The following is a 24,302-nucleotide window of genomic DNA, read 5'->3' on the forward strand; positions in this document are numbered from 1 at the left end:
AGTTGCTGTTTCTAGCCCCCCCTTAAAACTCTGATCTAAAAAATCTATGCCTGTTGCGACGCGCTCAATGGGGGGGGCGGCGGTGATCTCCTTGATCCAAGCGCTTAAGGTCTTGGATTCATGGCGCAATTCTAAGCCCATATGCTTATTGAGGATCTCCACATCGAAAATCTCCCCCCTCGTGGCGCTCTTGATCAGCTCAGCGCCCAAGAGCTTTTGAGCTTTTAAACGCCACTCTTGGATCAACAATTCCCGCGCGTTGTAGTAGTCGGGCATGATCTCGGTTTGTAGCAAGTTTAAGAACGCCGAGCTTGTACAAAACTCCTCGCCCAAACTCACCCTAAGTGCGCCTAAACTCACACTCTGCCCTGCCGCAAGTAGCCCTAAGATGCACTCTAGTATGCGCACATGCGCGCGCTCAAAATGCTTTAGCCCCACTTCTGTAAGGAAATCCTCTAGGTACTCGGGGAAATTGATCGCGCTATGGACGATCGTCGCTTCTAGTTCCATGTCTCTCCTTTAAGGTGCTCAAATAGTCTTGGTGCTTGTGCAAAACATGATGGACAAAAAGATTTTCTTCTTGAAGCTGGGCGAAAGCCAACACGAGGGCGCGCTGCAACAAGACGTTTTGGCTGATTCTTTGCTTTTTGGCAACGCGATGTAAGCGCGTGATGGCGCTTTGGTGTAACATAAACTTTTTGCGCACTCTTGTACAAGCGCGCTTTGGACTTCTTCCATTGCGTGCGGATGTCATAGATACCCCTTTGTGCGAAATAAAAACGCAGGGCGCGCTCCACAATCACGCCCCGACTCTGCCCTTCTAGCTGGGCGACCTTGTCCAATAATTCCAAAAGCCGAAATTCTAAAAAAAAGCTACCTGTATGCACTTTGGGGAGTTTAGGCATCGCCTTCTTCCTCCTCTTCTTCCACAACATCCGCTTCACAAAGCTTAAAAAGATAACGCCCGATGTTGTCATAGGTGAGCCCCTCGTAAGTGTTCATCAGAGCCTCTAGGATCTCGCGGGCTTTGTTGTCCCTCTCTTTGGTATGACTCTTAGGGGCGTACACGTCTAGGAAGCCACAGCGCACCGAAAACGCCACACATTCTACTAAGTCTAAACCTTGAGATTTTAAAGATAGCATCTTGGCAAGTAAAGCCTTCTTCATTGAAGATGTAACCTTGACGCGCTCAGAGCGATAGGTAATGAAACGATGAAAGGCTTCTTGCTCTTGAGGGTTTAGCCCGCTAAGGTCCAAGTTAAAGCAAGAGGGAAGAAAGCTTTGAAAGAAAGATTTTACTTTAGAAGCTTCTTCTTGAGAGGGGGGGGTCTGTGAAGAGAGCAGATTCTTCTTCAAATCTTCTTCTTGCGCGCGCGCGCTTCTCTCTCCATGTTTCTTTATCATGTTTCTTTCTATAGGGAGGAACTTTTTTCCTTGTGGTTGATAGGGCTCTGGAGTGCGTGCGCTAGGGGCTTGCGCGGGGTTTTCCTCCACGGGTAAAAAATTTCCTTGCGGTGAACACGCTTCAGGCTCTAATTTAGGCTCCATAAGGGGGGCATCTGTGATTTCTAATACCTTGATCTTTCCAAATGTGCCGTTTTTATTTCTAAAGCGGGTGATGTGTAAGAGCCCTGCGCGCATGAGCTCTTTTAGATATTTCCATAGCGTCTTAGAACAGATGTTAAAGCGTTGGCATAGGTGTTCTGTGCGCGCCTGCCAAGTGTGGGGTAGAGAGAGTAGATAGCTGAGTAACCCCAATGCTTCAAGCGAGAGATTAGAGTTTTGCGCAAAGGCATTTGAGAGCTTGGCAAAGGGGGCATTAGGGGTAAGCGTTTTAGCGATCATAGCGCACCTTTTTTTTAAGTTTAGGTTTTTTGGGTTTTTGGGGGATGTGTACAGGGGTGCGCTCCGGGGTGAGCTGACGCACCCAAGCGAGCGCGCTAGAGTTTAAGAACTGGGCGCGGGCGATGTCTTTTTGCGGGATGAACTTCGCATAGTGCGCAAAAGTAACATTCAGGTCTTTGTGCCCCAGGGTTTTACTCACCCACAGGGGTTCCTCCTTTTCTTTGAGCATGAGAGAGGCGAAGGTGTGGCGTGTGGTGTAGAGGCGGCGATAGGGGATATGTAGACGGGCTAGTAGACGCTTCCACGCCCGCCATAAAGGACGCTCAGCCCCGCGCGCTTTATCAGGGTCAATAAAGATGAATTCCCCTAGGTTAGGATGGACCTTAGCATAGTGGATAAGCGCGGCACGCACGGGGGGGAGTAGGTCTACGGAGCGGATGCCATTACGGGTTTTAGGGGGGAGGAACTGCCCATCTTGGCTAAGGGTGCGCGCAATATGTAGGGTGTTCTCTTGCAGGTTGACATCGGACCACTTGAGCGCGAGCACTTCGCCCGTGCGCGCCCCTGTGAAGAAGGCGATTGTGAGATAAGTTTTTAGGCGCACATCAGAACAGGCTTCTAGGATTTGTTGTATTTCTTGGAGGCTGAAGGGCTGGACTTCCTCAGAGATAGCTGTGTTGGTGATATTTTGAGAGTAAAAGGGGTTTTTGGGAAGGTATTCGCTCTCAAGGGCGAATTCTAAAAAGCTTTTGAGCACTAAGGTGAGCGTTTTTAAGTGGGATTTGGTGTAGTGCTTGTTGATGAGCGCGTTGTAGAAGTTTTGCATGTGCTCTTTGTCTAACTGGGCGATGTTGAACTTGAGATCGTTGTTAGTAAGCATGTTGCACACCACGCGAAGCCGCATAAATAGGCTGCGCTGTGTGGAGGGGCGTAAGCCCTTTTTGCGCTCCAAATAGGCTTCCATCACCCGCTCGATGGGGAGCCCCTCTATGCTTTTAGCCTGGCAGACTTTCAGAACATGGGGGATGAGCTCAAGGGCTTTGAGGCGATTTTGGGGGGTGTCTTTAAGCCTGAGACTAATTTTCTTGCGCTTGCCATCGACGCGCAAATCCGCATATAGAATGCCGCTACGTTGGAATATCATGTTTTGCTCCTCTTGTATAATTTGGCTTAAATAATTCGGCTCTTGGAGGGTGTGGCTCAAGGTAAACACCCCCCCCTTGGGGATCTGCTAACGCCTCAATCTAAGGATTTTTCAAGAGGCTGGCAGGGTGAGCCCCTACCCTCTAACCCCCCCCTTGCCCCCTTTGTCCCAATTAGGGCTTTAGGCGCGTGAGTTAGGGGGAACATCAAGGGTAGGTTTTGGGGGTATCAAGTCCCCCTACAAGGGCGATCAGATTAACCCCCGCACGCACTTAGATTACATGAGTGGTAGGGATTTGGTAAACTTCATAGTCCGGAGTTTAGATACATGGTTTCAAAAGCTAAGAATTGACGCGGGATGTGGTAGTAGATTGTCTTATCTCTGCCCAACCTAACATTTTCCACGCCTTGGGGGCATAAATTTCTTGTCCGCTTTTGTACCATTTTAGTGCGCCATTAACAAAGTCTAATACTCTCTATCTGGTGATATGTAATAGTTCTCATCGTTCTCCACACAAAGTGCTTTACTGCCATTTTTAGCAGCCGATGGGACTTGTGCCCACTATAACCCTGCACCTGAATGACTCAGGAATTAGGTAATTCACAAAACTCGCTAGAGAATTGGCAAGATATGATCGCTTTTGCTAAACCAAAGGATGCCATTATAACACCCACTAAACCTACGTCTTTAGCACCACTTAAATTTGTTTAATTAAGTTTAAATTAAGTTTAAGAATCTATTTTTACCTGTACAAAGAGATTAATAGAGCTTGATTAAAGATATATCTAATGTACCTAGTCTTTGAAATAAGCAGATATTCTCAAGTGGAGAGCTTTTAAATTTAAAGGAAAACCATGCCCTTTGTCAATATTAAAATCACTAAAGAAGATGGCCCCACTAAGGAACAAAAAGAGGCGTTGATTGCTGAAGTTACGGAGGTATTAGTGCGCGTTTTGCATAAAAATAGGGCATCTACTGTGGTGATTATTGATGAAATAGACACAGACAACTACGGCTTAGGAGGGCAGAGCATCACACAGGTGCGCAAAGCCAACCATTGAATGAAACCGGTATAGGTGAACTTTGCAACCCATGGTAGCGTTGCTTTTACTAAGGCTTGATGTAGCCCAAGTCTACCAACGCGTTAGCCATTTCTTTTAATAGAGGTCCGTTCTTGCTTCCTCCCTGCCCATGTTCAACTAAAATTGTGATAGCATACTGAGGGTTTTCATAGGGGAGAAAGGCAGTGATCCATGCGTGCGAGCGTTGGGCGTATTCCATCTCACTCTCCTTAATCCGTGTGGTGGTGTTTTGATCGATACTCACCACCTGCGCCGTGCCCGTTTTGCATGCTAGGCTCACTTTCACCCCACGTGTGCTTTTATAAGCCGTACCACCTTGTTCGCCACAAACTTCACGCATGCCTTCTCTGAGTACTGCCAGTTTAGATTTTTGGAAAGAATTGAGCACATCTTTGGGTTTGAAATCCCCATTGCGGTAAAAGTGGGGGGTGGGTAATTTGCCTGAAGCTAAAAGGGCGGTATAATTGGCAACTTGCAGAGGAGTGGTTAAAAAAGAACCCTGCCCAATCGAAGTGATCAATGTATCACCCACATTCCAAATTGTGCCAAAGCGTTTCATTTTCCAGCTAGGGTCGGGCAAAATACCGACAAACTCATTGGGCAAATCTACTCCACTTTTTTTACCAAAACCCATTTGAGAAAAAGTTTTCGTGAGCTTTTCAATGGGTAAATCTAGAGCGAACTTATAAAAATATACATCCACGGATTCTTTAATGGCTTTGTAGAGATTGGCTTCTTGGTGTCCACCGGGCTTCCAATCTCTAAACTTACGCTTGCCCACTTCAATATAGCCGGGTGTAGGAATTATAGTGTTTTCGTTCATGGGTAAATTCTCTAAAAAACTTAGTCCCGTGCCCATTTTGACCACAGAACCGGGGGGATAAAGCCCGTTGATCAGGCGGTTAAGCAAGGGATTACCCGGATCATCTTGCAAGTTCTTCCAGTCTGTAACGCTAATACCCCCAATAAAATCATTAAGATTATATTCAGGATAACTACCCGCTACTAAAATCTCTCCACTATACACATCCATCACAATAATCGCCCCCCTTTTGTGGGCAAAGAATGCGTCCGCCTTAAGCTGCAGGCGTTTATCTAAACTCAGCACCAAATCATTATTGGTTTTAGGCTCTTTGCTTTCAAGCACCTCGAGTTCTTGGTTAAGCGCGTTTACACTGACAATCTTATAGCCTAGCTCACCTTGTAAGAGATCGTTATATTCCTTTTCTAATCCCGTTTTTCCGATGGTGTGGGTGTATTGACTAGTGGGATTAGAAGCAATGTCTTTGGTATCTGCTGCACCCAAATAGCCAATAGCATGGGAGGCTAGCGCGTTGTTAGGATAATGGCGTTTGTTGGCAGGAGCTAGCACAATGTCAGGAATCTGTAGAAGTTTAGCATAAAGGGTTTGCATAGCAGAATAGGGTACAAAATCTAGAATTGGAATCGCATTGTGGTTATAGCGAGAATTTTGTTTTTGGTAGTTGTCCAGCGCATCGTCCTTGTCCAAATCGGGGAAATAGTGCGCTAAGAGCGCTATTTTTTCCTTGACCACCTTGCTCTTGAGTGCGGGAGAAAGCGAGACGCTAAAACCTAATTGGTTGATGGCAAGCAGTTCGTGGTTGCGATCCATGATAATTCCGCGCGTGGGTACCAAGATTTCTTTTTTAGTCATGTTGCGCAACGCAAGCTGTTCAAAATAATCATTGGTTTTAATGGTTAGAATGAAGATTTTAAACACTAGCACAGCCCATACCAAGCCTAACAAGCCAAGCACAAACCGCACTCTAAGCCCTTGCATACACTCTCCAAAGCAAAAACTCTAACACGCTATAGCTGAGCACATCGCCCCAAATAATAGTGTAGTTATGGTGGAACATGGCAAGAAACATAAAGTAGAGAGTGTAGATACAAAACGCATGCGCTAGATCGCCAAAAAAAGTCTCTTGGAAAGCACGCAATAAGCGTTGTACAATGAATTTTTCATAGAGGGTAAAGAGCAAGATCAGTACCCCTAAGGGCTCTGTGTGGATGAGCTCTACAGAAGCAAGACAGGCAAAAATGCAGATCAAAAGACGCGCTGAAGGTCTCTCTTGCATCAAAGTGTGTCTATAAAGTGCAAAGAGAAAGCCTAGCATAGGCGGAAGCCATGCGTAAATATCCCTTAAGTTGCTGTAAAGATAAAACCCCAACCATGCCAAAATTAAAGTTGCTGAAAACCGGGTTTTAAGCATGGATTCTCTTAGAAAATAAAGCTTCTAGGATCGTCTGCTGTATATTGAGTAGCGAACCAAACTTGGGATTTAACACTCCTTGCGCACTGACTAAAGGAGCATTTTGGGTTTTGTAAAGGGCGTGTTGCGCATTTTTAGAAAGTTTATCAAACTTGGTATAAACGCGTCGCAGTGTTTGATCGGGGCGCAAGAAGCTTTCTAAAAAGGCGCGTACCTGATTGTCTGTTTCAAGATGTAAATGTCTAGAATCAACGAGGTGTAGCACAAGCTTGATGGAGGCACGCTGTGTTAAGAGTGCACCTAAAAATTTAGCCCATTGTTGCTTGAGCTCTTTAGAAACCTTAGCATATCCAAAGCCGGGTAGATCGATGCAGGCGAAATCTAAAGTTTGTTCTTCAGGAGAAATCTTCCAACGCGTGTTAAAGAAATTTGCGCTTTGAGTTTTGCCCGGAGTGGCTGAGCTTTTGGCAATCTTGCGCTCTAGGATGGTATTAATCAAGGTGCTTTTACCCACATTGCTACGCCCTACAAACACAACTTCTGGCAGGCTTGGGGGGGGACATTGCGCTAAATTAGTTGCCGCTCTCAAAAAGGTACTTTCTAAAATTTTAATGGGTCCCATGTCTTTCTTGTGTGTTTTTTTGTGCCTTTTGTTTTTTCTGTTCTTGTTGAATGTCGTCCATGTCAAAAACAAAAGTAGCCGGTTTATCCTTGCCTCCAAATACATCGGCATAACCGCGCTCTTTACTCAAAATAATCTCTTCCCCCTTGATGGAATTAATCTTACCCACTTCATTCACCACAGCGTTCTGCAAAAGGCGGTATTCTTGCTTGATTGCATCGTAAATGAGTCGATCGGAATGCCCCTCCACTTCGCGCCCATCTTGGGTAACAAGGTGGAATTGCACCGCACCCATAGCCTCATATTTGATGGGTTTACGCTTGGCGTTGGTGTAGATGATAACTTTATTGGCATTCAGGGTATCTTTACCCTTTTTAATGTGCACATGTCCCTCAATGGTGGTGATACGTTTTCTCTCATTGGCGACAAATTTATCTGCCCTCACTTCTAGAGTTTCTTTAATAGGTGCGCCTTGCAAAAGTACAAAAGCCACTCCATACACCCACCATCTCAAAATTTCAAACCCTTCGCATTGGGCGTATGAGGTTTAGAATGTTTACTATTCTCTAAGTCAATGATCGCGTGCACGCGTTTTGCCTGCAAAAGACCTTGGGCATGGCTATAAAAGATATCTTCTCCATTAATATCACCTTCAGGTCCGCTTAAAGTAAAATGCCCTTTTCCCTGAAAAACTTGTTTGCTGTGATCGTAAACTCCATATTGACTCCAAAAACTCTGTCCGCTACTGGTAATATAAAGTACTCCTTTGGGAAAAGTGTACATTTCCTTTTGGTGTACCATCACCTCCCCCTTAGCCTGTTCTTGTACTTTGTCTTGAGGATCGTATTTACTCAGGGTAAAATCATAAAGTACTTCGCGATTGCTGTATTGCAATGCTTTAGCTCCCTGAATACTCAAATCCGTTCCCTTAGAGTTGGTTTGATAGGCTTCAAAACCCCGCACCTCGATTTTGGCAAAATCCTTCGGATCAAAAATGGCAGTTGCGCGTGGTTGCAGAAAAAACACTACAAACCCTCCCATCGCAACACTCATACCCATGAAAAACACCCATAACGCATTAGGGCGCACTTATTCGCGCACCAACATGCTAGGTTTATCCATGCTCTTAGCAAAGTCGTTAGCCTCCGCTTCGCTTTGAAATCCTTGAATAAAAACCCGATAGATGGGTTGATTATCCTTGCTACCTTGTACAATTGTAGCATTGTAGGGCTTCTTAAGCATGGCTCTTAGATCTGTTTGTGCTTTTTGTGCTCCCTCTTGGCTTCTAAATGCGCCTACTTGTAGGGAAAAATGTCCTCCGCTCACACTTTTCTCACTTTCGCCTACCTTAAATTCTTGTTTAAGTGCATGTGCTTGGGGAGCTTTATCTAGGGTCTTTTGATATTGTTTGGAGATCACTCCTCCAAACCCTAGCACCTCTAATTTTACGGGTGCAACCCCTTTACCCACCATGTCAATATCATGGGCAGCGATGTTGGAAAGGTCAATAATACGGTTAGCCACAAAAGGACCACGATCATTAATACGCACAATTGTACTTTTATTATTATCTTTGTTGGTAACCTTGACAATGGTGTTCATGGGTAAAGTTTTATTAGCAGCGGTGTGCGCATACATATTGTAAGTTTCGCCATTACTGGTACGTTTAGCATGAAAATTAGGTCCATACCAGCTTGCATATCCATCAAAAGTTTGTCCTACATCGACCTTCGTGGGGTAATACATTTTGCTTCCCACGCGATAGGGACGCATTGTAGCTCTCTGAATTGCTTCAGAGTCGCGCATGCCTGCTGTTAAGCTGGTAGCAGGTACATTGGCTGGAGATTCTGAGGTTTGAGGAGAGGTTGAGGTATTTTCTTTTGGACTTTTATGTTTATGCCAAAAGGAATGTCTGCGGGGAGGCTCTGATACGCCAAAATCTCTCGCATCGTCATAAGCGCGCAAACTCTCATGATGAGAAAATAAAGGGCGTGTATCTCCCCTTTGCTCCTGTGCACAGCCCCACAGCAACCATAGGGTAATCAGGCGCATTGCCCATATACTTCTAGTATTCATTTTGGGCAACTTTTTTGGAACCCTTGTAGGGATCTTGCTTGCTTAAGATGGGAATGACGAGCTTTTGATTGCGACTTAAACGCGTGCCTTTGAGATCGTTTGTTGTTTTGATAAGTCCTACACTGGTGTGGAACTTACGCGCGATAGAATAAAGCGTTTCTCTAGGCCTGACTTTGTGGATGATCAAAGCGCTCAGCGGGTGGCTGGGTTTATAATTTTGTTTGAAATGCGCAAGATTCTCATAGGGGATATAGACCATGTAGGTTTTACCCGGAGGTAAAAAATTATAATGGAACTGATGGTTATAAGATTTGAGCTGTGCTAAAGAAAGACGCGCCCCTTGCGCCACATGAGAAAGCAAAGTACCCCCCTGAATTTTTAGGCTTGCTAAGCTGGTACGTGCTCCGCGGTTAAGCAAATATTCTTTATGTTTCAGCGCATCTAAATTGTTAAAGGCAATTGCTAAACTCAAAATAGAACGGATATAACCACGAGTTTCCCTAGGAATAAAGCGTCTTTCATCATCTAACAAAATATTAATATCATCACTACCAGCTTCCTGAATCGCTTCTAGCACCCTTCTGGGTCCATAGTTATATGCCATCGCGACTAGATACCATTGTTTTGTTTTTTTATAAAGTATACGCAAGTATTTAATGGCTGCTTTGGTGCTTTTGATGGGATCGCGGCGCTCGTCAATGTAGGCATTTACTTCCAAGCCTAACATCCTAGCCGTATCGGGCATGAGTTGCCAAATACCTACGGCTTTTTTAACGCTATAGGCGCGAGTAGAAAAATTTGATTCTGCCATGGCTAAAAACAAAAACTCTGTGGGGATATCCGCTTGAGCTAACATACTCTTGATCGTGGGGATAAAGACACCATTGCTGTCATAGTGTTGCACAAACTTATCCCAAGCCTCTCGCACGCTTTGCAAAGTTTGGGAATTGTCCACATTGGCTAAAAATTCTGCATCAACCCCAAAACCATTTAAAGGTTTGAGGTTAAGGGCAGTGTTGATGGGTTGGGCATGGGCTAGGGCATACCCCATTAATAGGGTAGTTACAATTTTTAAAACGCGTGCCATTAAGATACCTTAGTAAGAGGTGCAAGTCCAAAAAGAGTCGCGGCATTAGTGTTGGTGATGTGCGCAAGGCGTACGGGTTCTATGCTCAAGATTTGAGCGAGCTTTTGGGCAACAAGGGTAGTGTGCTTGGGTTCGTTGCGTGTACCCCTGAAGGGATGAGGAGTTAGATAGGGGGCATCTGTTTCCAAAAGCAAACGTTCTAAAGGAATTTTAGGCAAGGCATTTTGTAGATGTTGGGCGTTTTTAAAGGTTGCCACGCCTCCAATACCATAGTAAAAGTTTTCACAAAGTTTTAGCAAAATAGCATCGCCATTAAAACAATGTAATACCCCGCGTAAGTTTTGGTGCCCCTTGAGGATATCATAAGCATCTTGACTAGCTTCCCTAATGTGCACAATCAAAGGCTTTTGATGGATTAAAGCCAGTTCAATTTGAGTACAAAACACTTCTTTTTGGCGCGCTTTTGTAGAAACATCTTGGGAATCCAGACGGTGGTAATCTAACCCACATTCTCCTACAGCTACACACTTAGGGTGTCGGATGTAGTTTTCTAGTTCTGTACGATCAAAGCGCTCCAAATCCAAGGGGTGTACACCTACGGCAAAATACAGCTCTTCATAGTGCGTACACAACTCCAAAGCTCTTTGTAAATCTCTAGGGTCTGCCCCGGGAATGATGGCATGCGTTATGCCTGCCTGTTTCGCGTTCTCTAAAACCTGTTCCACATCTTTATAGTAGAGGTGGTGATCTAAATGGCAATGCGTATCTATCCACTGCAACATCAACTCCTCGTGCAAATTTGGGCTACTTATTTTGGGGTAATTATATTATAATCCTAGAGGATATGGTTTAAATCTGCCTTAAGGAAGCCCAACATGTTTAGTGGTGTGATCCACCAAATTGCTCCTATTAAAGCCTTTAGTCGTAATGTTTTAGAGATATCTAGTTCCTATCGCCCTGAACTAGGCGATAGCATCGCCGTTAATGGGGCGTGTTTAACCGCAATTGGATTCTTTAAAGGGGGTTTCGCTTTAGAATTGAGTGCGCACACTCAAGAGCAAATCGCTTTGGAGAATTACGCTTTGGGGGAGCGCGTGCATATCGAACCTGCTCTGCGACTTGATTCACGCTTAGATGGACACTTTGTACAAGGACACATTGATGGCATTGGTACGATTGTAGCTATCAAGCCTAGCGCCAACCAAGTCTGTGTGGAAGTACAAGCTTCTGCTGATTTTCTCCAGCTCTGCATCCCTAAGGGGTCTATTGCCTTAGATGGAGTGAGTCTTACGCTTAGCGAAGTGCATGCACATAGTTTTACTTTAACTATCATCCCCTACACTTTTGAAAACACGCTTTTTGCAACCTACAAAACGGGACGGCGCGTTAATTTGGAAAGTGATATGTTAGTGCGTTCTGTAGCACATTTGCTAAAAGGATCGACACACCATGCTAAATCTACCTGGCAGGATTTCGATCACATTGTGATGGGCTATTGATGGCACTCCCTAAAGCAGTCGCACTTGCCTATAATGTTTCTCAAGATAGCGCGCCTAAAGTGGTCGCTAGTGGGGTAGGTGTGATTGCGCGTGCTATTATGGACAAGGCAAAAGCTTTTAATATACCTTTGTTTTGCAATAAGGCTTTAGTCGAATCTTTGTTAGATGTGCGTTTGGATACACCTATCCCACCTGAACTTTACTCTAGTGTAGTGGAAGTGTTCATTTGGCTACAAAACACTCAAGATCAAGCGCAGATGAGCTAAACAAAGAGACTTTGTTCTAATGGGGAAACTTGAATCTGTTGGGTTGCGTAAAAGTATTTGCGCAACACTAAAAATACGATCAAGTTTTCCATAGGGCTTAAGAACGCGCGCACATAAGCATTAGCATTGGCGATAATTTCTAAACAATCTTTAGGGTGGGTGGTGAAAAATTCTAATTGCGTTTCTATGTCGCTATAGTCGTCTTTGATCGGAATATAGTGCACATTGGGCACTAGCCGACTCTCTAGGAAAAAAGTTTCAAATTTGGGTTTGGGCATTACAGCAATAGAATTAGAACTTAAAATCCATTTGAGGTTGCTAGCCACATCGTAACCTTCCAGTGAAAGAATAAACTTATGTTTTAAGTGTGTAGCAATGCTGGCTTTAGATTTGATAAAAGATGTAAGAGGAGCTAGGGGAATGCCTACATGTCCTATATCCATCAAGGGATGATCAAAAAACTTTTTTAAAAAGGCGATGCGATGGGGCTGTATACATGCACCCCTGAAAAAAAGCGTGTTTTGCTTAGCCTCAAAAGGGAGATGAGAAGTAGGAAAGATATACTTGAAATGCCGCCTTGTATCTAGAGGAAAGAGTACATTGTAGGAATATTGAGTAGTGGGGATGGGTCTACTCTTACAAAAAGCAGGAATTAATAAGTTGTAGTTCACATCGCCATATTCTAGATGGTAGCGCAAGTTCTTTGGAAAAAATCTAAAATGCGTCATAAAGTCGTAGTAATAACGGCTTCCCTTAGCAATGCCTTGTACAAAGTCTAAATGCGGGGAAAGTGTGTGGATTTTGCGATGAGTCTGAGGAGGCAAGGTGCACACCATTGTTAAGCGCTGTTTTAATACTTCTAAAGTGCTTACAGAAAGCGTTTTTAGTTGGGATAGGCACCTTTGGGTGTGGGCTTGACATCTTAAGCGGTGCAGAGGCAAAAGGGGTTGCAAGCATACCCCTAGAGATTTTACGTTATAAAACAAGGCACTTTGAGAAAATTTCATTCTTAAAAACTCCTATATTTTGCACAAACTAACCAAGATTTACTCAAAATCCTGTATAATTCCTCACGCAATTTAACACATATGATGCCACAAGGAGAACTAAATGCTAGAAATTAGATGGCATGCTAGGGCCGGGCAGGGCGCGGTTACAGGAGCTAAGGGTTTAGCTGATGTGCTCACCACCACAGGCAAGGAAGTGCAAGGCTTTGCTTTCTATGGTTCGGCTAAGCGCGGGGCGGCGATGACAGCCTATAACCGCATCGATTCAGAGCCCATTTTGAATCATGAGAAGTTTATGAAACCGGATTATGTATTGGTGATCGATCCCGGTCTGACTTTCATTGCGGACATCACTGAGAACGAAAAACCCGATACGACTTACATCATCACAACCCACCTTTCCAAAGAAGAGCTTTTCGAAAAAAAGCCCAATCTAGCCAATAAGAAGGTTTACACCCTCAATTGTATTAAAATCGCTATGGATACTATCAAGCGTCCCATCCCCAATACGCCTATGTTGGGTGCTCTGATGAAAGTTTCTGGCATGCTAGAGTTAGAGTTCTTCAAAAATACTTTCAGAGCTGTTTTAGGCAAGAAAATGCCCCAAGCTTTGATCGATGCGAACATGCTTGCCATCGATCACGCGTACGCGCAAGTGCAATAAAGGATATTCAATGAAAAATTGGCAAGAATTTGAGATCGGAGGTGTGCTCTTCCCCTTTAAAAAGCAAGGACAGGATGAGCTAGGCAAACACAATAACGAGCGTAGCTATACAGAAGAAAGCTCTTTTAAAGCGAGCGTCTCTCATTGGCGCGTGGAGAAACCCGTACACAATAAAGAGGTGTGCATCAATTGCTTTAATTGTTGGGTGTATTGTCCTGATGCGTCTATTTTGTCCCGCGAGGGTAAAATGAGCGGGGTAGATTACGAACACTGTAAAGGCTGTGGGGTGTGCGTGGATGTCTGCCCCACCAACCCTAAATCTCTGCTGATGTTTGACAATTTAGAACCCGTAGAAGAAGCGCTCACCAAGTGGCCCCAAAAAGCCCCGGGTATCAAAAAGAAAAGCTACCGCACAGAAGGGGGGTACAATGGGTTCTAATTATCACTTGAATGAAGTAGAGGCATGGGATGGTTGTACCGCTAGTGCGCACGCGCTCAGACAAGCCCAAGTGGATGTGGTAGCCGCCTACCCCATCACCCCCTCCACGCCCATTATCCAAAACTACGGCTCTTTTAAGGACAATGACTATGTAGATGGGGAGTTTGTACTTGTGGAGTCTGAGCATGCCGCAATGAGTGCGTGCGTGGGCGCAGCAGCAGCTGGAGGGAGAGTAAGCACAGCTACCAGCTCACAAGGGTTTGCCTTGATGGTCGAAGTGCTTTACCAAGCTGCTGGAATGCGCCTGCCCATTGTACTCAATGTAGCCAACCGCGCCCTGGCCGCCCCTTTAAATATCCACTGCGATCATTCAGATATGTATTTGGGTAGAGATAGTGGCTGGGTCAGCCTGTGTACTTCTAACCCCCAAGAGGTCTATGATTTTACCTTGATGGCGTTCAGACTCGCCGAGCACCAAGAGGTGCGTGTGCCTGTGATGGTGCATCAAGATGGCTTTCTCTCTTCACATACCGTACAAAATGTGCGCCCCTTGAGCGATGGAGTCGCTTATAAATTCGTGGGTGATTATGTGGGAGTGCACCCCTTGTTAGACTTTGATAGACCCGTAAGTTTTGGTGCGCAGGCAGAAGAAGAATGGCACTTTGAACATAAGGCGAAGCTACACCATGCCATCATGCATTCTAGTACGATCTTAGAGAGCATTTTTAACGATTTTGCCAAGATCACCGGGAGGCAATACCATTTGGTAGAAACTTTCCAAGTGGTGGATGCGGAAGTGATCATTTTTGCTTTGGGCACGACTTGGGAGTCGGCAATCGTGGCAGCTAAGAAAGCGCGCGAACAGGGCATAAAGGCGGGCGTGGTTACCACGCACGTACTGCGCCCTTTCCCCTTTGAGCTCATCGCCAATGCGCTCAAGAACGCAAAAGCAGTAGCCGTGATGGATCGCAGTTCACCCTCTGGGGCGTTGGGCGCGCTTTTCAATGAAATTGCCGCAAGCCTCTACCAAGCTCCGGGATCCAAACGCCCCGTACTGAGCAATTACATTTACGGACTGGGGGGTCGAGACTTAACCCAAGCAGATTTAGATGGTATCTTTGAGGCATTAGCACAAGACGCCAAAAAAGGTGGGCTCACCCATCCTACCCAACAATTTATCGGGCTTAATGGACCCGAATTGTCTTATTTTTAAAAGGAGAGTGCATGGTTAAAGAAATTAAAACACTCAAAAGTTTTAGCCAATCGGCTGAAAAGTTCGAAGGTTCGCACCTACTCTGCCCGGGCTGTGGGCATGGGATTATTGTACGCGAGGTGCTCAACGCGGTCGATGGTCCTATTGTTTTGGGTAATTCTACAGGCTGTTTAGAAGTGTGTTCTGCTGTCTATCCCCACACTTCATGGGATGTGCCTTGGATTCATATCGGTTTTGAGAATGGCTCGACAGCCATTAGCGGAGTAGAAAGCATGTATAAGGCTTTAGCGCGCAAGGGTAAATACGCCGGGCAACGCCCTAAGTTTGTTGCCTTTGGAGGCGATGGTGCGTCCTACGACATTGGGTTTCAGTTTATCAGTGGCTGTATGGAACGCGGGCATGATATGACCTATATTTGTTTGGACAATGAAAACTACGCCAACACAGGGGGGCAAAGGAGCGGGAGTACGCCTATGGGGGCGAGCACCAGCACCACCCCAGCGGGCAAGGTGAGTTTTGGCAAAAAAGAGCGCAAAAAGGACTTGACTTTGATCATGGCTGCCCATGGAATCCCTTATGCCGCCCAACTTGCCCCTAATAAGTGGAAGGACATGAACAAGAAAATCAAAACTGCGCTAGACACAGAGGGGCCTTGCTTTATCAATGCCCTTAGCCCCTGCCCCACGGAGTGGAAATACCACTCTAGCCTAGCCATTGAGATGACTGATTTGGCTGTGGATTGTCTCATCTTCCCCCTCTTTGAAGTTTTTCACGGGCAGGAGCTCAAAATCACTTATCGTCCGCGCAATATTTTACCCGTGCGCGATTATTTGGGACCCCAAAAACGCTTTGCCCACCTCTTTAAAAAGGAAAATGAACACATCATTGAGGCGTTGCAAAAAGATGTGGATGCGCGTTGGGAGTATTTGCAGCGCAGAGAAGAGGCAAAAGTTTAATGTTAGCGCGTTATGCTCGTGAGGCGATGACGCGCCTTTGGAGCGAGCAACATAAGTTTGAAACCTATCTACAGGTAGAAAAGGCGGTTGCAAAGGCTTGGCATACTTTGGGATTGATGGACGCAAAGACCTGCGATCAGATCCAACAAGCCAGCTTTCAATTAGAAGATATCCATGCCTTTGAAAAAGCTACTAAACACGATGTCATCGCCTTTATCCAAGCGGTCAGCAAAACTTTAGGCGATGCGGAGCGTTTTTTTCATTATGGCATCACTTCTAGCGATTGCATTGACACCGCCCTAGCTCTGCTCATCCAGCAAAGTTTAGCCCTTATCATGGAGAATCTTAACGCCCTTTTAGCCGTGCTTAAAGCGCGCGCTTACGAGTTTAAAGAGGTGGTGATGGTGGGCAGAAGCCATGGGGTGCATGGCGAGCCCATTGCCTTTGGACTGGTATGGGCGTTGTGGTATGATGACATGCGCGCGCACCTTAAAGCTTTGCAGGAGGTGGCTCAAGAGGTGAGCGTGGGGATGATCAGCGGCGCGATGGGCAACATGGCACATAGCCCCTTTGAGTTAGAAGAATTGGTCTGCCAAGAATTGGGCTTGGGTGTGGCTAAAATTAGCAACCAGGTTATCTCTAGAGAGAGGCATGCAAGGGTGTGCAACGCTCTAGCTTTGTTGGCAAGCAGTTGTGAGAAGATCGCCATCAATATCCGCCACTACCAGCGCACCGAAGTTTACGAGGCTGAAGAAGCCTTTAGCGTGGGGCAGAAGGGGAGTTCTGCGATGCCCCACAAGCGCAACCCGGTTTTGAGCGAAAACATCACCGGGCTAGCGCGCATGATTCGTGCCTATGCCATCCCCATGATGGAGAACGTCGCCCTTTGGCATGAACGTGATATTAGCCATAGCTCGGTAGAACGATTCGTGCTCCCGGACGCTTTTATCACCCTAGATTTTCTCTTGCACCGACTCACCACTCTCTTAGAGAATTTGGTGGTCTATCCAGAGAACATGCGCAAGAATTTAGAACGTACAGGCGGGCTGGTCTTTTCCCAGCGCGTTCTTTTAGAATTGCCAAAACTGGGCTTTAGCAAGGCGGAAAGTTATGCCATTGTGCAAGAAAATGCCATGCAGGTGTGGGCACTCTTGCAACAGGGTAAGCAAGCGAGTTTTTTAGAGCACCTGCTAGCCGAGCCGCGTTTAAAAGAGGTGGATCGCGCCTTGATTAAGGGGTGCTTTGAGATAGATTATTACTTGCGCCATGTATCCCGCATTTTTGCGCGTGTGTTTGGAGATTAATACTCTTTTGGGCTGATGGCTTAAAGCCTCCGCTCGAGCCCGCCTTAAAACCCCTTCTGATCCTTTCTCTGTTATACATTATCCTATGATGCCAGGACGTTTTGAAGATTGTGTTTAGAGAATCCCCCTCCCTCCCTAAAACCTACAACTCTTTACCCATTTCTTGACACCTTTATATTTTTGTCAAAAATAAAAAGTCTCTAGTAAAGCCTTCAGATGCTGTGTTTTTAATGTGTATAACCCACTGGGACGATCTTACCCTCTTGAGATTGGCGTTTGTGGCTCACTAGATTTGTCGCGTCTAGCTCCTTGATCGCCTGTTTTAAGTCCTTTAAAAAGAGCGACATTTGCTCCATGCTTTGATCCGCCCTGACCACAATACGCATCACTGACACATCTTTAAAATTTGCCGGGAGCGGGTAAGCAGGGACTTGCCAACCATTAAAGCGGAGGCGATCGGCTAGATCGTAAAGATCCCAATGCTTTTCTTGTTGCGCCCGATGATTCATAGTCCAGCAAATAATGGGGATGTTTTGCCCCTCGTTGATCATATCAAAAAGCCCTAAAGACTTAATGCCCTTTGCCAAAAACAGCCCCACATCGCGCGTTCTCTCATGAATGGCTTTATAGCCCTCAAAGCCCCAACGTACAAAGCAATAATACTGCGCCCAAATTTGCGAACCCGAACGAGAGAAGTTGATCTGAAAAGTGGGCTCAAAATCCCCTAGATACGCCACTTCAAACACCAATTCATCGGGCAAGAATTGTTTATCACGCCACATCACCCAGCCAATCCCCGGATAAATGAGCCCGTATTTATGCCCCGAGGTGGAGATGGAGACGACATTTTTTAGGCGAAAATCCCAAGTTAAATCGGGGTTAATAAAGGGGAGATAAAGCCCCCCAGAGGCAGCATCCACATGGATGGGCACACTGATTTTAGCGCTCTTGTTGTATTGGCTCAAAAGCTTGTCTAGAGTTACAATGTCATCAAACATGCCCGTGTAGGTGATCCCCATAATGGGCACAATGCCTATCGTGTAATCATCGCAGAGCGCGATGGCTTTTTGTGGATTCATGGTGAGATCATTGATGTCTGTCATAGGGACTTCGCGCATTTCAATGTCCCAATAAACACAGAATTTCTCCCAAACGACCTGATACCCAGAGCCAACAATGAGATTGGGCTTTTGCTTGGTGGTATCAATACCTAGAGCCTGTGCGCGTTTTCTCCAACGAAATTTCATCGCCATCCCGCCCAACATACACGCCTCTGAAGAACCCACGGTAGAAGTGCCCATAAAATCCTCTTGATGATTGGCGTTCCAAAGATTGGCGATGATATTCACACAACGCTTTTCAATCTCGGTGGTTTGTGGGTATTCAGACTTATCAATGGCGTTAGTAGCCATAGAATCGAGCATGATCTTTCTAGCTTCCTCTTCCATATAGGTTTGGACAAAGGTGCAAAGATTGTAACGCGGGTTGCCATCGTGCATCATTTCATCGGAGACCAACTGGTAAGCGATGCGCGGATCCATCATTTTTTGACCTATCTTATCGCGAGGCAACAAGACATCGCTTTCATGGCTGCCAAAAATGGGTGTAGATGAACTATCTGCTCTAAAGACGAATTTCTCCTCATCCTTTTTAATATTGCTCTTTTTGTGTAACACAAGAAACCTCCTAATGATCAGTGATGATTGCCCAATACCAAGAGCATAACGAGACGTTTTGATCTCGCGGCTTAATCAGCGAGGGCGGAGCGATCCGCCCTAACACTCGATCTATATTCCTTAACTTGCTTTAAAACTTGCTTTAAGCTTCGGGTTTTATTACGCACTTGCTAAATTTGCCACCTCTTGAAGTTTGACCCTGCATTTTAAAGAGTCTAAAAGATTTTTGATGCACACCTGTAGGTATACAATGCGTTATAATATCAGAATCACTGCATGTTAGGACACTTATGAAGAAAATTCTTGCCTTAGTAGGCGTGGTAGCCACATTGGAGGCCAATGGATTTAAATTGAATGAACATAGTTTAAATTCTATTGCGCTCAGTTCTGCATACATCGCAGGCGCAAATGGAGCAGATAGCAGTTTATATAATCCAGCAAATATGGGGTTAGGAAAATTTAGCAATAAGCACGAATTAGAATTGGCGATCAACTGGCTCCATGTGCCTAGCTTTGATTTCACAACAGATTTTACAAAGATTAGGCAACAAATTGGCAGAGATCAGGGCACACAAGTAACATGCCAAGCAGATAGTTGGTGGACAGCGAGTATCTGTTGGGGAGTTAACTGGCTCTCGCCACAAATTCCCCCCGGCCCTAGCGCGGCAGAAGGTAGCGCACATGCTGTTAACGCCGTGATTCCTGAAATCTTTTACAAGTCTTCAACCTTTTGGCATGGGTTTAATGTGGGTTTTTCTTTTACAGCCCCCTCAGGCATGACGCTTAATTGGGATGGCGAAGGGGGAAAATTCTTGGATAATAGCTTTATTTTTATGTTAGAGGCTAACCCCGTGCTCTCTTTCAAAGTTGCTGAATGGCTTTCTATAGGTGGAGGTGGGCGGATTTTGTGGGGTATGGGCAAATTTAAAAACTCTCTCTATGTGCCTTACAAGGCTAGCATGAAAATTCCGGGGGCTGTCGTGCACTCACAAGGCACAACTGCTGTCGATCAAAGCTCTTCGACGCAAGGATGGGGCTTTGGCTGGAACGCTGCCTTGCAAATTAAACCTCTTTATTTTTGCGATGAGGGGTTAAGCATTGCAGCCACCTACCGCTCTCCAGTACACATTGATTTTAAAGGCAAACTCCAAGCAAAGGCGCGTACAGGTGCTGCTCAAAGCCCCTTAATTACAACAGATATGGATGCAGGACTAACTCTTTCTACAGATTTGCCTGCGCAACTCTCCGTGGGAATCGCCCAACAAATGGGAGTGTTTTTAATGGAGTTTGTCTATGAGCGTAATTTTTGGAGTTACGGCGATAAATTTGAATTTCGATACCAAAACCAAGCTTTCAGCCATGTAGGTGGATCTATGAAAAATCAGATTGGCAAGAACGAAACCGAGCGGGTGAAATACATTCAAGCCATGATGAGCGGAGCGGATTACAATGCTGTAGCCATTGGACGAGGTTGGAAAGATACCAACGCTTACCGTCTTGGCTTGACCTATGGTGTAGGGCAGAAATTTAGGGCGATGGCTTCCGGAGCATACGATGAGACTCCTGTGCCTCAAAATGCTTTTGGAATTCCTGATGCCAATGGTTACGTGGTAGGTGTAGGTGCGCGTTATTCTATGTTTAATGATTTGCTCGATATGGGCGCGGCTTATTCCATGACCTTTAAAGATAACCGCAAATCCCCTATTCAGTCTAAAAATGGCTGGGGTAAACTCCAATTAGTCAATGTCAGTGTTGCCTTGCGCTTTTAAGATATATGGGTTAAACACCCTCGATAATCCTAGTAGAGCGCGCTAAAATTTCAGTCTATTTTGTTAGCTAGGAGATACCTGTGTCTTTACACTACAAGATCAAGAGCTTCACGCCTGTGCAGGCTTTAGAGGATATGGCTAAGGTGCTCCAATGCCAAGAAGACATTCTAAAATGCCAAGCTCTTTACAATCAAGGGATTAAGCATATTTTGATGATGCGCATATTGTTCTTGTTTTTCACACATTTTAAAACCCATATTAGACTAGAGAGTTTTAGAAGTCTCACAGAGGAGCAAGTGATTAGCTTTCTCTTTGAACTAGCTCAAATCAGAAAATCTAGCTCTATGGCTAAGTATGTGATGTATCTACGCCAATTCTTTGATTATTTAGTAGAAAACGCGGATACAACTTTGACTTCCCTCTAAAAAACCTTGCTTTTGCACAAAGAACCCAAACTTTACCCAAACACTTGAATGCCCAAGACTTAATAAGTTTTATCCAAACACTGCTAAACTACCAACCCCACTCTAGCTATGAAAAACGCAATAAATGTATTCTCTTGCTTGTGATACTAGGAGGTCTTAGAAAAAATGAAGTGCTTAATCTAGAGATCAAAAATATCAAGCTTGAAGAGCAGAACTACTCCATTCTCGTACTGGGCAAGAACAAGCAAGAGAGAAAAGCCTATATTCGTAAGTCTATCTTAGAACAGGCGTTGCACGATTGGATACATGATACCAAAAGGCTACAGCACTTCAATGGAGTGTTTCTTTACAATCCCAAAGGACTTGCCAGCTCAAAAACTTCATTGCTAAAATTTTCAAATGTTCTAAGATTAAACATTGTCAAACATACGGCACAGGCTTACACCTCTTTAGACACAGCTTTGCGACGCTGATCTATCAAGAAACACAGGATTTAGTCCTCACTAGCAGAGCTTTAGGACATAACTCTTTGCTCTCCACTAAAATCTATATCCACGCCATCCAAGAGCACAATAAAAAGGTCGCTTGTGTGTTTGACACGCTTTTGAAAACTTAAGGACGGGGGTGTATAATGGAAAGAGAGGAGAGTTAAGATGCTCAGAAGGGCTTATAGTCCCTTCTTTTTCCTTATTCCCTCTAGCGCTCTTATCTCCAATGCCTTAGCTTCTGGCATGCTCACCTATGATGCTGAGGCAAATGCTCACTTAGCCACTACTAATAGCCAACAAACCACCATGATAGGCAAACTTGTAGATGGATTAGAAAATACGAAGAGATGATCTCTAAGCCCAAGAGCAAATCGTTCAGTTGAATGAGGTCAATGATCTCATGAAAAAGGCAAATACGCTCATCAGTGGTTCTACTATCACCATTGCTAACCCGATGAGATTGCTCGATCAATTCAAAAGCCAAATTGCTAGCATTCAGGCTAATTATGAAGACTTGAAGCCAGCTGTAGAGAATTTTGATATTAGGGGTAGATTGAGAGATAAGTACTTAGAGAAAAAATGCCCATGGCTAGATATGAGCAAGCTTACCCACAATAAAGTCCTAGACTTCCACAATCTGAGCACAGCCATTTCTCAGGCTGGGGAACAGATAGCGTTGATTAAAGATGCGCAAGCTCGCATCAACTTGCAGAGCTTAGAGGGGGAGTTGAGCGGACGGGCTTTGGGAGCAATCCTATGTGAGCAGTTAAACAAATATGAAGCCGAAGTCAATGAACAAAACTACAGCATTGATGAAAGCCAAGCGATTATGCACGGAGACTGGGGAGCAGTGAGAAAGACTAGGTTTTAAAAAGCTCTCTTGCGTGTCCAACAAAAAATCAAAGAGAAAAACACTCTCCAACTGAAAATCCAACCTCTGATTGCTAGACTAGACACCCTCAAAGCAGAGCTGGGGGTAACAGACAAAAACGCCAATGATAACAAACAAAAAATTCAGTATTGCAGAGAAAACCCAAACACCAAAACTTGTGAGCTTATCTTACTCACTAAAGATAAGCTCTCTAATGAGCTCGATCAAGCCACTAAAGAGTTTCAAAAGGCTCTAGCAGGGGCTAAGGATAAAGACACGCAGTCTCAAGTGCTAGCAGATTATAATCAGAAGATTAAAATCCTTACCCTCGCGTATCTTAGAGAAATCACTAACCAACTATTGTTTCTCAATAAGACAATGGAAATGCAATCAAACCTCATGGTCAAGATCGCTTCGCACATGCTGTTAGTGATAGTCTCAACGCAAACAACATGAAGAATGCCAAGAGCAAGAGTTCTATATGTCAAGGTGTGCAGTGCTCCGTGTTGGAAAAAGTCAAGAGGGACGCTCAGGGACGCATTATATGGCAATGGGGAAACTCTAGCGGAGACTAGGCACTGATAGCATCTATTTGGTCTTTGCACTCGTTGTGTAACTTACCTAGAGGCTCATAACTCTGATTTTTAGTGAGATTTTGAGCAAAAAGCCTATAACACCTAATGAATTTTATCTTGTCTCCTTCAGAACTCCAATTCATCCATGTAGTGGTGGGAAAATGAGGAATCCCACTACCATGAAGACTTAGAGGGTTCTCCGTGATACTTCGCTCAACATAAGACTTACAGGTCTTGTCTTTCTTGAGATAATCCACACCGCTTTCTAATCCATTTGCCATCTTTGTATAGCACTAGGAGGTAAACATTTCTAGCTGTATTTTCGCCACCCTTAGCGCTGCCACCACCCACATTATGACTCGCAGATTCAGAATTGCTGTTTTGATTATATCCCCCACCCAAAGCATTCTTGATCGTGTGCACGCCAGACTTCACTCCCGCACTAATAGACTCTCTATCAACCACAGCACTAACTCCCCCTGTTACTCCCATTGCCCTAGAGCTCCTAGTCCTGCTCTCACGCCTGCTAACTCTCCTCCTGCACTCTGACAAGCCTGAGTGATCTTATTAGCTGCCATCACCATAGACCCTCCCACTACTACACCCCCTGCTGTCATCCCTATCTTTTACATCATCTCAGTGATGCGCCCACACCTCCACTTGTGTTAAAAATGCCATTGATAAAATCTGGAATGCGCTTGACAAGGTAGAAACAGATCAGGGAAGCTAAAATAATGATGATAAAGTAACCTATGATGTCTAAAAATCCTGCCATGTCTTTGTTTTACTGTTGGAGTGCTTGGCTAGCTCCACCAAATGTTCCGGCATTTAATTCGCTTTGGCTAGGAACTCTTATTGTAATAAAGTCTAAAACCTGCAAATTGAAAAACGCCACTAAAGTCATACATGGCTGATAGAAGGTCAAAGAGGGCAGTTTTTTTAAATAGCTAAACAATAAATCCCCATTCTAGGCTTGAAGGGGGTGTCAAGACAATTGAGATATTCAGCGTAAAGCTTGGATTATTCTGCTAAGACATGGACATGGTCTTTATCTGTTTCC

The 24,302-nt window shown here is 44.9% G+C and carries 27 protein-coding genes and 2 pseudogenes; 14 read left to right on the plus strand and 15 right to left on the minus strand.

The features are described 5' to 3' along the window. The 4 genes from C6G87_RS03370 to C6G87_RS03385 all read right to left on the minus strand — a co-directional run. Window positions 1-510 (minus strand): hypothetical protein (locus C6G87_RS03370; RefSeq protein WP_158653082.1); only part of this gene is annotated, 510 nt, incomplete at its 3' end. After that, window positions 501-905, minus strand: a complete 405-nt coding sequence (locus C6G87_RS08480) for a ribbon-helix-helix protein, CopG family (RefSeq protein ID WP_158653083.1) — start codon at window positions 903-905, stop codon at window positions 501-503. The genes C6G87_RS03370 and C6G87_RS08480, both read right to left, overlap by 10 nt. Beyond that, window positions 898-1,845 carry a hypothetical protein gene (locus C6G87_RS03380; RefSeq protein ID WP_104752139.1) on the minus strand — a complete coding sequence of 316 codons (948 nt, stop codon included), beginning with the start codon at window positions 1,843-1,845 and terminating at the stop codon, window positions 898-900. The genes C6G87_RS08480 and C6G87_RS03380 overlap by 8 nt, the downstream gene beginning before the upstream one ends. Continuing rightward, entirely contained in the window at window positions 1,835-2,989 is a 1,155-nt protein-coding gene (locus tag C6G87_RS03385; RefSeq protein WP_158653084.1) for a tyrosine-type recombinase/integrase, read from the minus strand. Before C6G87_RS03385 ends, C6G87_RS03380 begins: the two co-directional genes overlap by 11 nt. A gap of 854 nt (window positions 2,990-3,843) precedes the next feature. Here C6G87_RS03385 and C6G87_RS03390 point away from each other — a divergent pair. Continuing rightward, on the plus strand, window positions 3,844-4,050 hold the full coding sequence (locus C6G87_RS03390) for a 2-hydroxymuconate tautomerase family protein (RefSeq protein ID WP_104752141.1): 207 nt from the start codon (window positions 3,844-3,846) through the stop codon (window positions 4,048-4,050). A gap of 49 nt (window positions 4,051-4,099) precedes the next feature. Here the strand turns inward: C6G87_RS03390 and mrdA are convergent, their stop codons facing one another. The 8 genes from mrdA to C6G87_RS03430 are packed head-to-tail and all read right to left on the minus strand — an operon-like array spanning window position 4,100 to window position 10,872. Then, complete coding sequence (mrdA, locus tag C6G87_RS03395; protein WP_104752142.1) at window positions 4,100-5,872, minus strand: penicillin-binding protein 2; 1,773 nt, start codon at window positions 5,870-5,872, stop codon at window positions 4,100-4,102. Then, the gene (locus C6G87_RS03400; RefSeq protein ID WP_104752143.1) at window positions 5,859-6,305 is read right to left on the minus strand and encodes a hypothetical protein; all 447 of its coding nucleotides are present in this window, start codon (window positions 6,303-6,305) and stop codon (window positions 5,859-5,861) included. The genes mrdA and C6G87_RS03400 overlap by 14 nt, the downstream gene beginning before the upstream one ends. After that, window positions 6,298-6,927, minus strand: coding sequence for a ribosome biogenesis GTP-binding protein YihA/YsxC (gene yihA / locus C6G87_RS03405; protein ID WP_199767619.1), 630 nt, complete (start codon window positions 6,925-6,927; stop codon window positions 6,298-6,300). The genes C6G87_RS03400 and yihA overlap by 8 nt, the downstream gene beginning before the upstream one ends. Continuing rightward, window positions 6,914-7,441 carry a lipopolysaccharide transport periplasmic protein LptA gene (gene lptA / locus C6G87_RS03410; protein ID WP_104752144.1) on the minus strand — a complete coding sequence of 176 codons (528 nt, stop codon included), beginning with the start codon at window positions 7,439-7,441 and terminating at the stop codon, window positions 6,914-6,916. Before lptA ends, yihA begins: the two co-directional genes overlap by 14 nt. Continuing rightward, entirely contained in the window at window positions 7,438-7,986 is a 549-nt protein-coding gene (locus C6G87_RS03415) for a hypothetical protein (RefSeq protein WP_233708983.1), read from the minus strand. Before C6G87_RS03415 ends, lptA begins: the two co-directional genes overlap by 4 nt. A gap of 30 nt (window positions 7,987-8,016) precedes the next feature. Then, the gene (locus tag C6G87_RS03420) at window positions 8,017-8,979 is read right to left on the minus strand and encodes a septal ring lytic transglycosylase RlpA family protein (RefSeq protein WP_104752221.1); all 963 of its coding nucleotides are present in this window, start codon (window positions 8,977-8,979) and stop codon (window positions 8,017-8,019) included. A 13-nt stretch (window positions 8,980-8,992) separates the two neighbouring features. Then, window positions 8,993-10,090 (minus strand): lytic transglycosylase domain-containing protein, encoded by a 1,098-nt coding sequence (locus tag C6G87_RS03425; RefSeq protein WP_104752146.1) that lies wholly within the window; start codon window positions 10,088-10,090, stop codon window positions 8,993-8,995. Continuing rightward, the gene (locus tag C6G87_RS03430) at window positions 10,090-10,872 is read right to left on the minus strand and encodes a TatD family hydrolase (protein ID WP_104752147.1); all 783 of its coding nucleotides are present in this window, start codon (window positions 10,870-10,872) and stop codon (window positions 10,090-10,092) included. Before C6G87_RS03430 ends, C6G87_RS03425 begins: the two co-directional genes overlap by 1 nt. A 93-nt stretch (window positions 10,873-10,965) precedes the next feature. Between C6G87_RS03430 and ribE the strand changes: the two genes are divergently transcribed. Both ribE and C6G87_RS03440 read left to right on the plus strand, forming a co-directional pair. Next, window positions 10,966-11,589: a riboflavin synthase gene (gene ribE, locus C6G87_RS03435; RefSeq protein ID WP_104752148.1), complete on the plus strand. Its 624-nt coding sequence runs from the start codon at window positions 10,966-10,968 to the stop codon at window positions 11,587-11,589. Further along, window positions 11,589-11,855 carry an EscU/YscU/HrcU family type III secretion system export apparatus switch protein gene (locus C6G87_RS03440; RefSeq protein WP_104752149.1) on the plus strand — a complete coding sequence of 89 codons (267 nt, stop codon included), beginning with the start codon at window positions 11,589-11,591 and terminating at the stop codon, window positions 11,853-11,855. The genes ribE and C6G87_RS03440 overlap by 1 nt, the downstream gene beginning before the upstream one ends. Here the strand turns inward: C6G87_RS03440 and C6G87_RS03445 are convergent. Further along, window positions 11,852-12,808: a glycosyl transferase family 90 gene (locus C6G87_RS03445; RefSeq protein WP_158653085.1), complete on the minus strand. Its 957-nt coding sequence runs from the start codon at window positions 12,806-12,808 to the stop codon at window positions 11,852-11,854. The genes C6G87_RS03440 and C6G87_RS03445 overlap by 4 nt on opposite strands. Window positions 12,809-12,965: 157 nt before the next feature. On the opposite strand from C6G87_RS03445, the gene C6G87_RS03450 reads away from it, so the two are divergent. The 5 genes from C6G87_RS03450 to purB are packed head-to-tail and all read left to right on the plus strand — an operon-like array spanning window position 12,966 to window position 17,438. Continuing rightward, complete coding sequence (locus C6G87_RS03450; protein ID WP_104752151.1) at window positions 12,966-13,526, plus strand: pyruvate flavodoxin oxidoreductase subunit gamma; 561 nt, start codon at window positions 12,966-12,968, stop codon at window positions 13,524-13,526. 10 nt (window positions 13,527-13,536) lie between these two features. Then, on the plus strand, window positions 13,537-13,965 hold the full coding sequence (locus C6G87_RS03455) for a 4Fe-4S dicluster-binding protein (RefSeq protein WP_104752152.1): 429 nt from the start codon (window positions 13,537-13,539) through the stop codon (window positions 13,963-13,965). Then, window positions 13,955-15,178 carry a 2-oxoacid:ferredoxin oxidoreductase subunit alpha gene (locus tag C6G87_RS03460; RefSeq protein WP_104752153.1) on the plus strand — a complete coding sequence of 408 codons (1,224 nt, stop codon included), beginning with the start codon at window positions 13,955-13,957 and terminating at the stop codon, window positions 15,176-15,178. The genes C6G87_RS03455 and C6G87_RS03460 overlap by 11 nt, the downstream gene beginning before the upstream one ends. A gap of 11 nt (window positions 15,179-15,189) precedes the next feature. Next, window positions 15,190-16,134 (plus strand): thiamine pyrophosphate-dependent enzyme, encoded by a 945-nt coding sequence (locus C6G87_RS03465; RefSeq protein ID WP_104752154.1) that lies wholly within the window; start codon window positions 15,190-15,192, stop codon window positions 16,132-16,134. Then, entirely contained in the window at window positions 16,134-17,438 is a 1,305-nt protein-coding gene (purB, locus tag C6G87_RS03470; protein WP_104752155.1) for an adenylosuccinate lyase, read from the plus strand. The genes C6G87_RS03465 and purB overlap by 1 nt, the downstream gene beginning before the upstream one ends. A 227-nt stretch (window positions 17,439-17,665) precedes the next feature. On the opposite strand, the gene C6G87_RS03475 is transcribed toward purB, so the two are convergent. Then, window positions 17,666-19,114 (minus strand): glutamate decarboxylase, encoded by a 1,449-nt coding sequence (locus tag C6G87_RS03475; RefSeq protein WP_104752156.1) that lies wholly within the window; start codon window positions 19,112-19,114, stop codon window positions 17,666-17,668. A gap of 290 nt (window positions 19,115-19,404) precedes the next feature. Between C6G87_RS03475 and C6G87_RS03480 the strand changes: the two genes are divergently transcribed. The 6 genes and pseudogenes from C6G87_RS03480 to C6G87_RS08755 all read left to right on the plus strand — a co-directional run bounded on the left by C6G87_RS03480 (window position 19,405) and on the right by C6G87_RS08755 (window position 23,123). Further along, window positions 19,405-20,883 (plus strand): OmpP1/FadL family transporter, encoded by a 1,479-nt coding sequence (locus C6G87_RS03480; RefSeq protein ID WP_104752157.1) that lies wholly within the window; start codon window positions 19,405-19,407, stop codon window positions 20,881-20,883. Between the two features lie 80 nt (window positions 20,884-20,963). After that, a complete protein-coding gene (locus tag C6G87_RS08735; RefSeq protein ID WP_233708984.1) occupies window positions 20,964-21,308 on the plus strand; it encodes a hypothetical protein in 345 nt (114 codons plus the stop codon). Window positions 21,309-21,352: 44 nt separating this feature from the next. Next, window positions 21,353-21,924, plus strand: a pseudogene (locus C6G87_RS08740) (tyrosine-type recombinase/integrase). 37 nt (window positions 21,925-21,961) lie between these two features. Continuing rightward, window positions 21,962-22,147 carry a hypothetical protein gene (locus C6G87_RS08745; protein WP_233708985.1) on the plus strand — a complete coding sequence of 62 codons (186 nt, stop codon included), beginning with the start codon at window positions 21,962-21,964 and terminating at the stop codon, window positions 22,145-22,147. Between the two features lie 49 nt (window positions 22,148-22,196). After that, complete coding sequence (locus C6G87_RS08750) at window positions 22,197-22,667, plus strand: hypothetical protein (protein ID WP_233708986.1); 471 nt, start codon at window positions 22,197-22,199, stop codon at window positions 22,665-22,667. Between the two features lie 9 nt (window positions 22,668-22,676). Next, the gene (locus C6G87_RS08755) at window positions 22,677-23,123 is read left to right on the plus strand and encodes a hypothetical protein (RefSeq protein WP_233708987.1); all 447 of its coding nucleotides are present in this window, start codon (window positions 22,677-22,679) and stop codon (window positions 23,121-23,123) included. A gap of 618 nt (window positions 23,124-23,741) precedes the next feature. Here the strand turns inward: C6G87_RS08755 and C6G87_RS09095 are convergent. Continuing rightward, window positions 23,742-24,200 (minus strand): annotated as a pseudogene (locus C6G87_RS09095) (P-type conjugative transfer protein TrbL); the annotation flags it as partial. Window positions 24,201-24,302 lie beyond the last annotated feature (102 nt).

It is taken from the genome of Helicobacter baculiformis (assembly GCF_900197685.1).
Taxonomy (GTDB): Bacteria; Campylobacterota; Campylobacteria; order Campylobacterales; family Helicobacteraceae; genus Helicobacter; species Helicobacter baculiformis.

Excerpts from the sequence above, each read along its gene's own strand:
- C6G87_RS03455 (WP_104752152.1), top strand. The coding sequence starts at position 13,537 with ATGAAAAATTGGCAAGAATTTGAGATCGGAGGTGTGCTCTTCCCCTTT.
- C6G87_RS08745 (WP_233708985.1), top strand. The coding sequence starts at position 21,962 with ATGCTCAGAAGGGCTTATAGTCCCTTCTTTTTCCTTATTCCCTCTAGC.
- C6G87_RS03420 (WP_104752221.1), bottom strand. The coding sequence starts at position 8,979 with ATGCGCCTGATTACCCTATGGTTGCTGTGGGGCTGTGCACAGGAGCAA.
- purB (WP_104752155.1), top strand. The coding sequence starts at position 16,134 with ATGTTAGCGCGTTATGCTCGTGAGGCGATGACGCGCCTTTGGAGCGAG.
- C6G87_RS03380 (WP_104752139.1), bottom strand. The coding sequence starts at position 1,845 with ATGATCGCTAAAACGCTTACCCCTAATGCCCCCTTTGCCAAGCTCTCA.
- C6G87_RS03430 (WP_104752147.1), bottom strand. The coding sequence starts at position 10,872 with ATGTTGCAGTGGATAGATACGCATTGCCATTTAGATCACCACCTCTAC.
- C6G87_RS03385 (WP_158653084.1), bottom strand. The coding sequence starts at position 2,989 with ATGATATTCCAACGTAGCGGCATTCTATATGCGGATTTGCGCGTCGAT.
- mrdA (WP_104752142.1), bottom strand. The coding sequence starts at position 5,872 with ATGCAAGGGCTTAGAGTGCGGTTTGTGCTTGGCTTGTTAGGCTTGGTA.
- C6G87_RS03425 (WP_104752146.1), bottom strand. The coding sequence starts at position 10,090 with ATGGCACGCGTTTTAAAAATTGTAACTACCCTATTAATGGGGTATGCC.
- C6G87_RS03460 (WP_104752153.1), top strand. The coding sequence starts at position 13,955 with ATGGGTTCTAATTATCACTTGAATGAAGTAGAGGCATGGGATGGTTGT.
- C6G87_RS03465 (WP_104752154.1), top strand. The coding sequence starts at position 15,190 with ATGGTTAAAGAAATTAAAACACTCAAAAGTTTTAGCCAATCGGCTGAA.
- ribE (WP_104752148.1), top strand. The coding sequence starts at position 10,966 with ATGTTTAGTGGTGTGATCCACCAAATTGCTCCTATTAAAGCCTTTAGT.
- C6G87_RS03400 (WP_104752143.1), bottom strand. The coding sequence starts at position 6,305 with ATGCTTAAAACCCGGTTTTCAGCAACTTTAATTTTGGCATGGTTGGGG.
- C6G87_RS08480 (WP_158653083.1), bottom strand. The coding sequence starts at position 905 with ATGCCTAAACTCCCCAAAGTGCATACAGGTAGCTTTTTTTTAGAATTT.
- C6G87_RS03450 (WP_104752151.1), top strand. The coding sequence starts at position 12,966 with ATGCTAGAAATTAGATGGCATGCTAGGGCCGGGCAGGGCGCGGTTACA.
- yihA (WP_199767619.1), bottom strand. The coding sequence starts at position 6,927 with ATGGGACCCATTAAAATTTTAGAAAGTACCTTTTTGAGAGCGGCAACT.
- C6G87_RS08750 (WP_233708986.1), top strand. The coding sequence starts at position 22,197 with ATGAAAAAGGCAAATACGCTCATCAGTGGTTCTACTATCACCATTGCT.
- C6G87_RS03415 (WP_233708983.1), bottom strand. The coding sequence starts at position 7,986 with ATGGGTATGAGTGTTGCGATGGGAGGGTTTGTAGTGTTTTTTCTGCAA.
- C6G87_RS03440 (WP_104752149.1), top strand. The coding sequence starts at position 11,589 with ATGGCACTCCCTAAAGCAGTCGCACTTGCCTATAATGTTTCTCAAGAT.
- C6G87_RS03390 (WP_104752141.1), top strand. The coding sequence starts at position 3,844 with ATGCCCTTTGTCAATATTAAAATCACTAAAGAAGATGGCCCCACTAAG.
- C6G87_RS03480 (WP_104752157.1), top strand. The coding sequence starts at position 19,405 with ATGAAGAAAATTCTTGCCTTAGTAGGCGTGGTAGCCACATTGGAGGCC.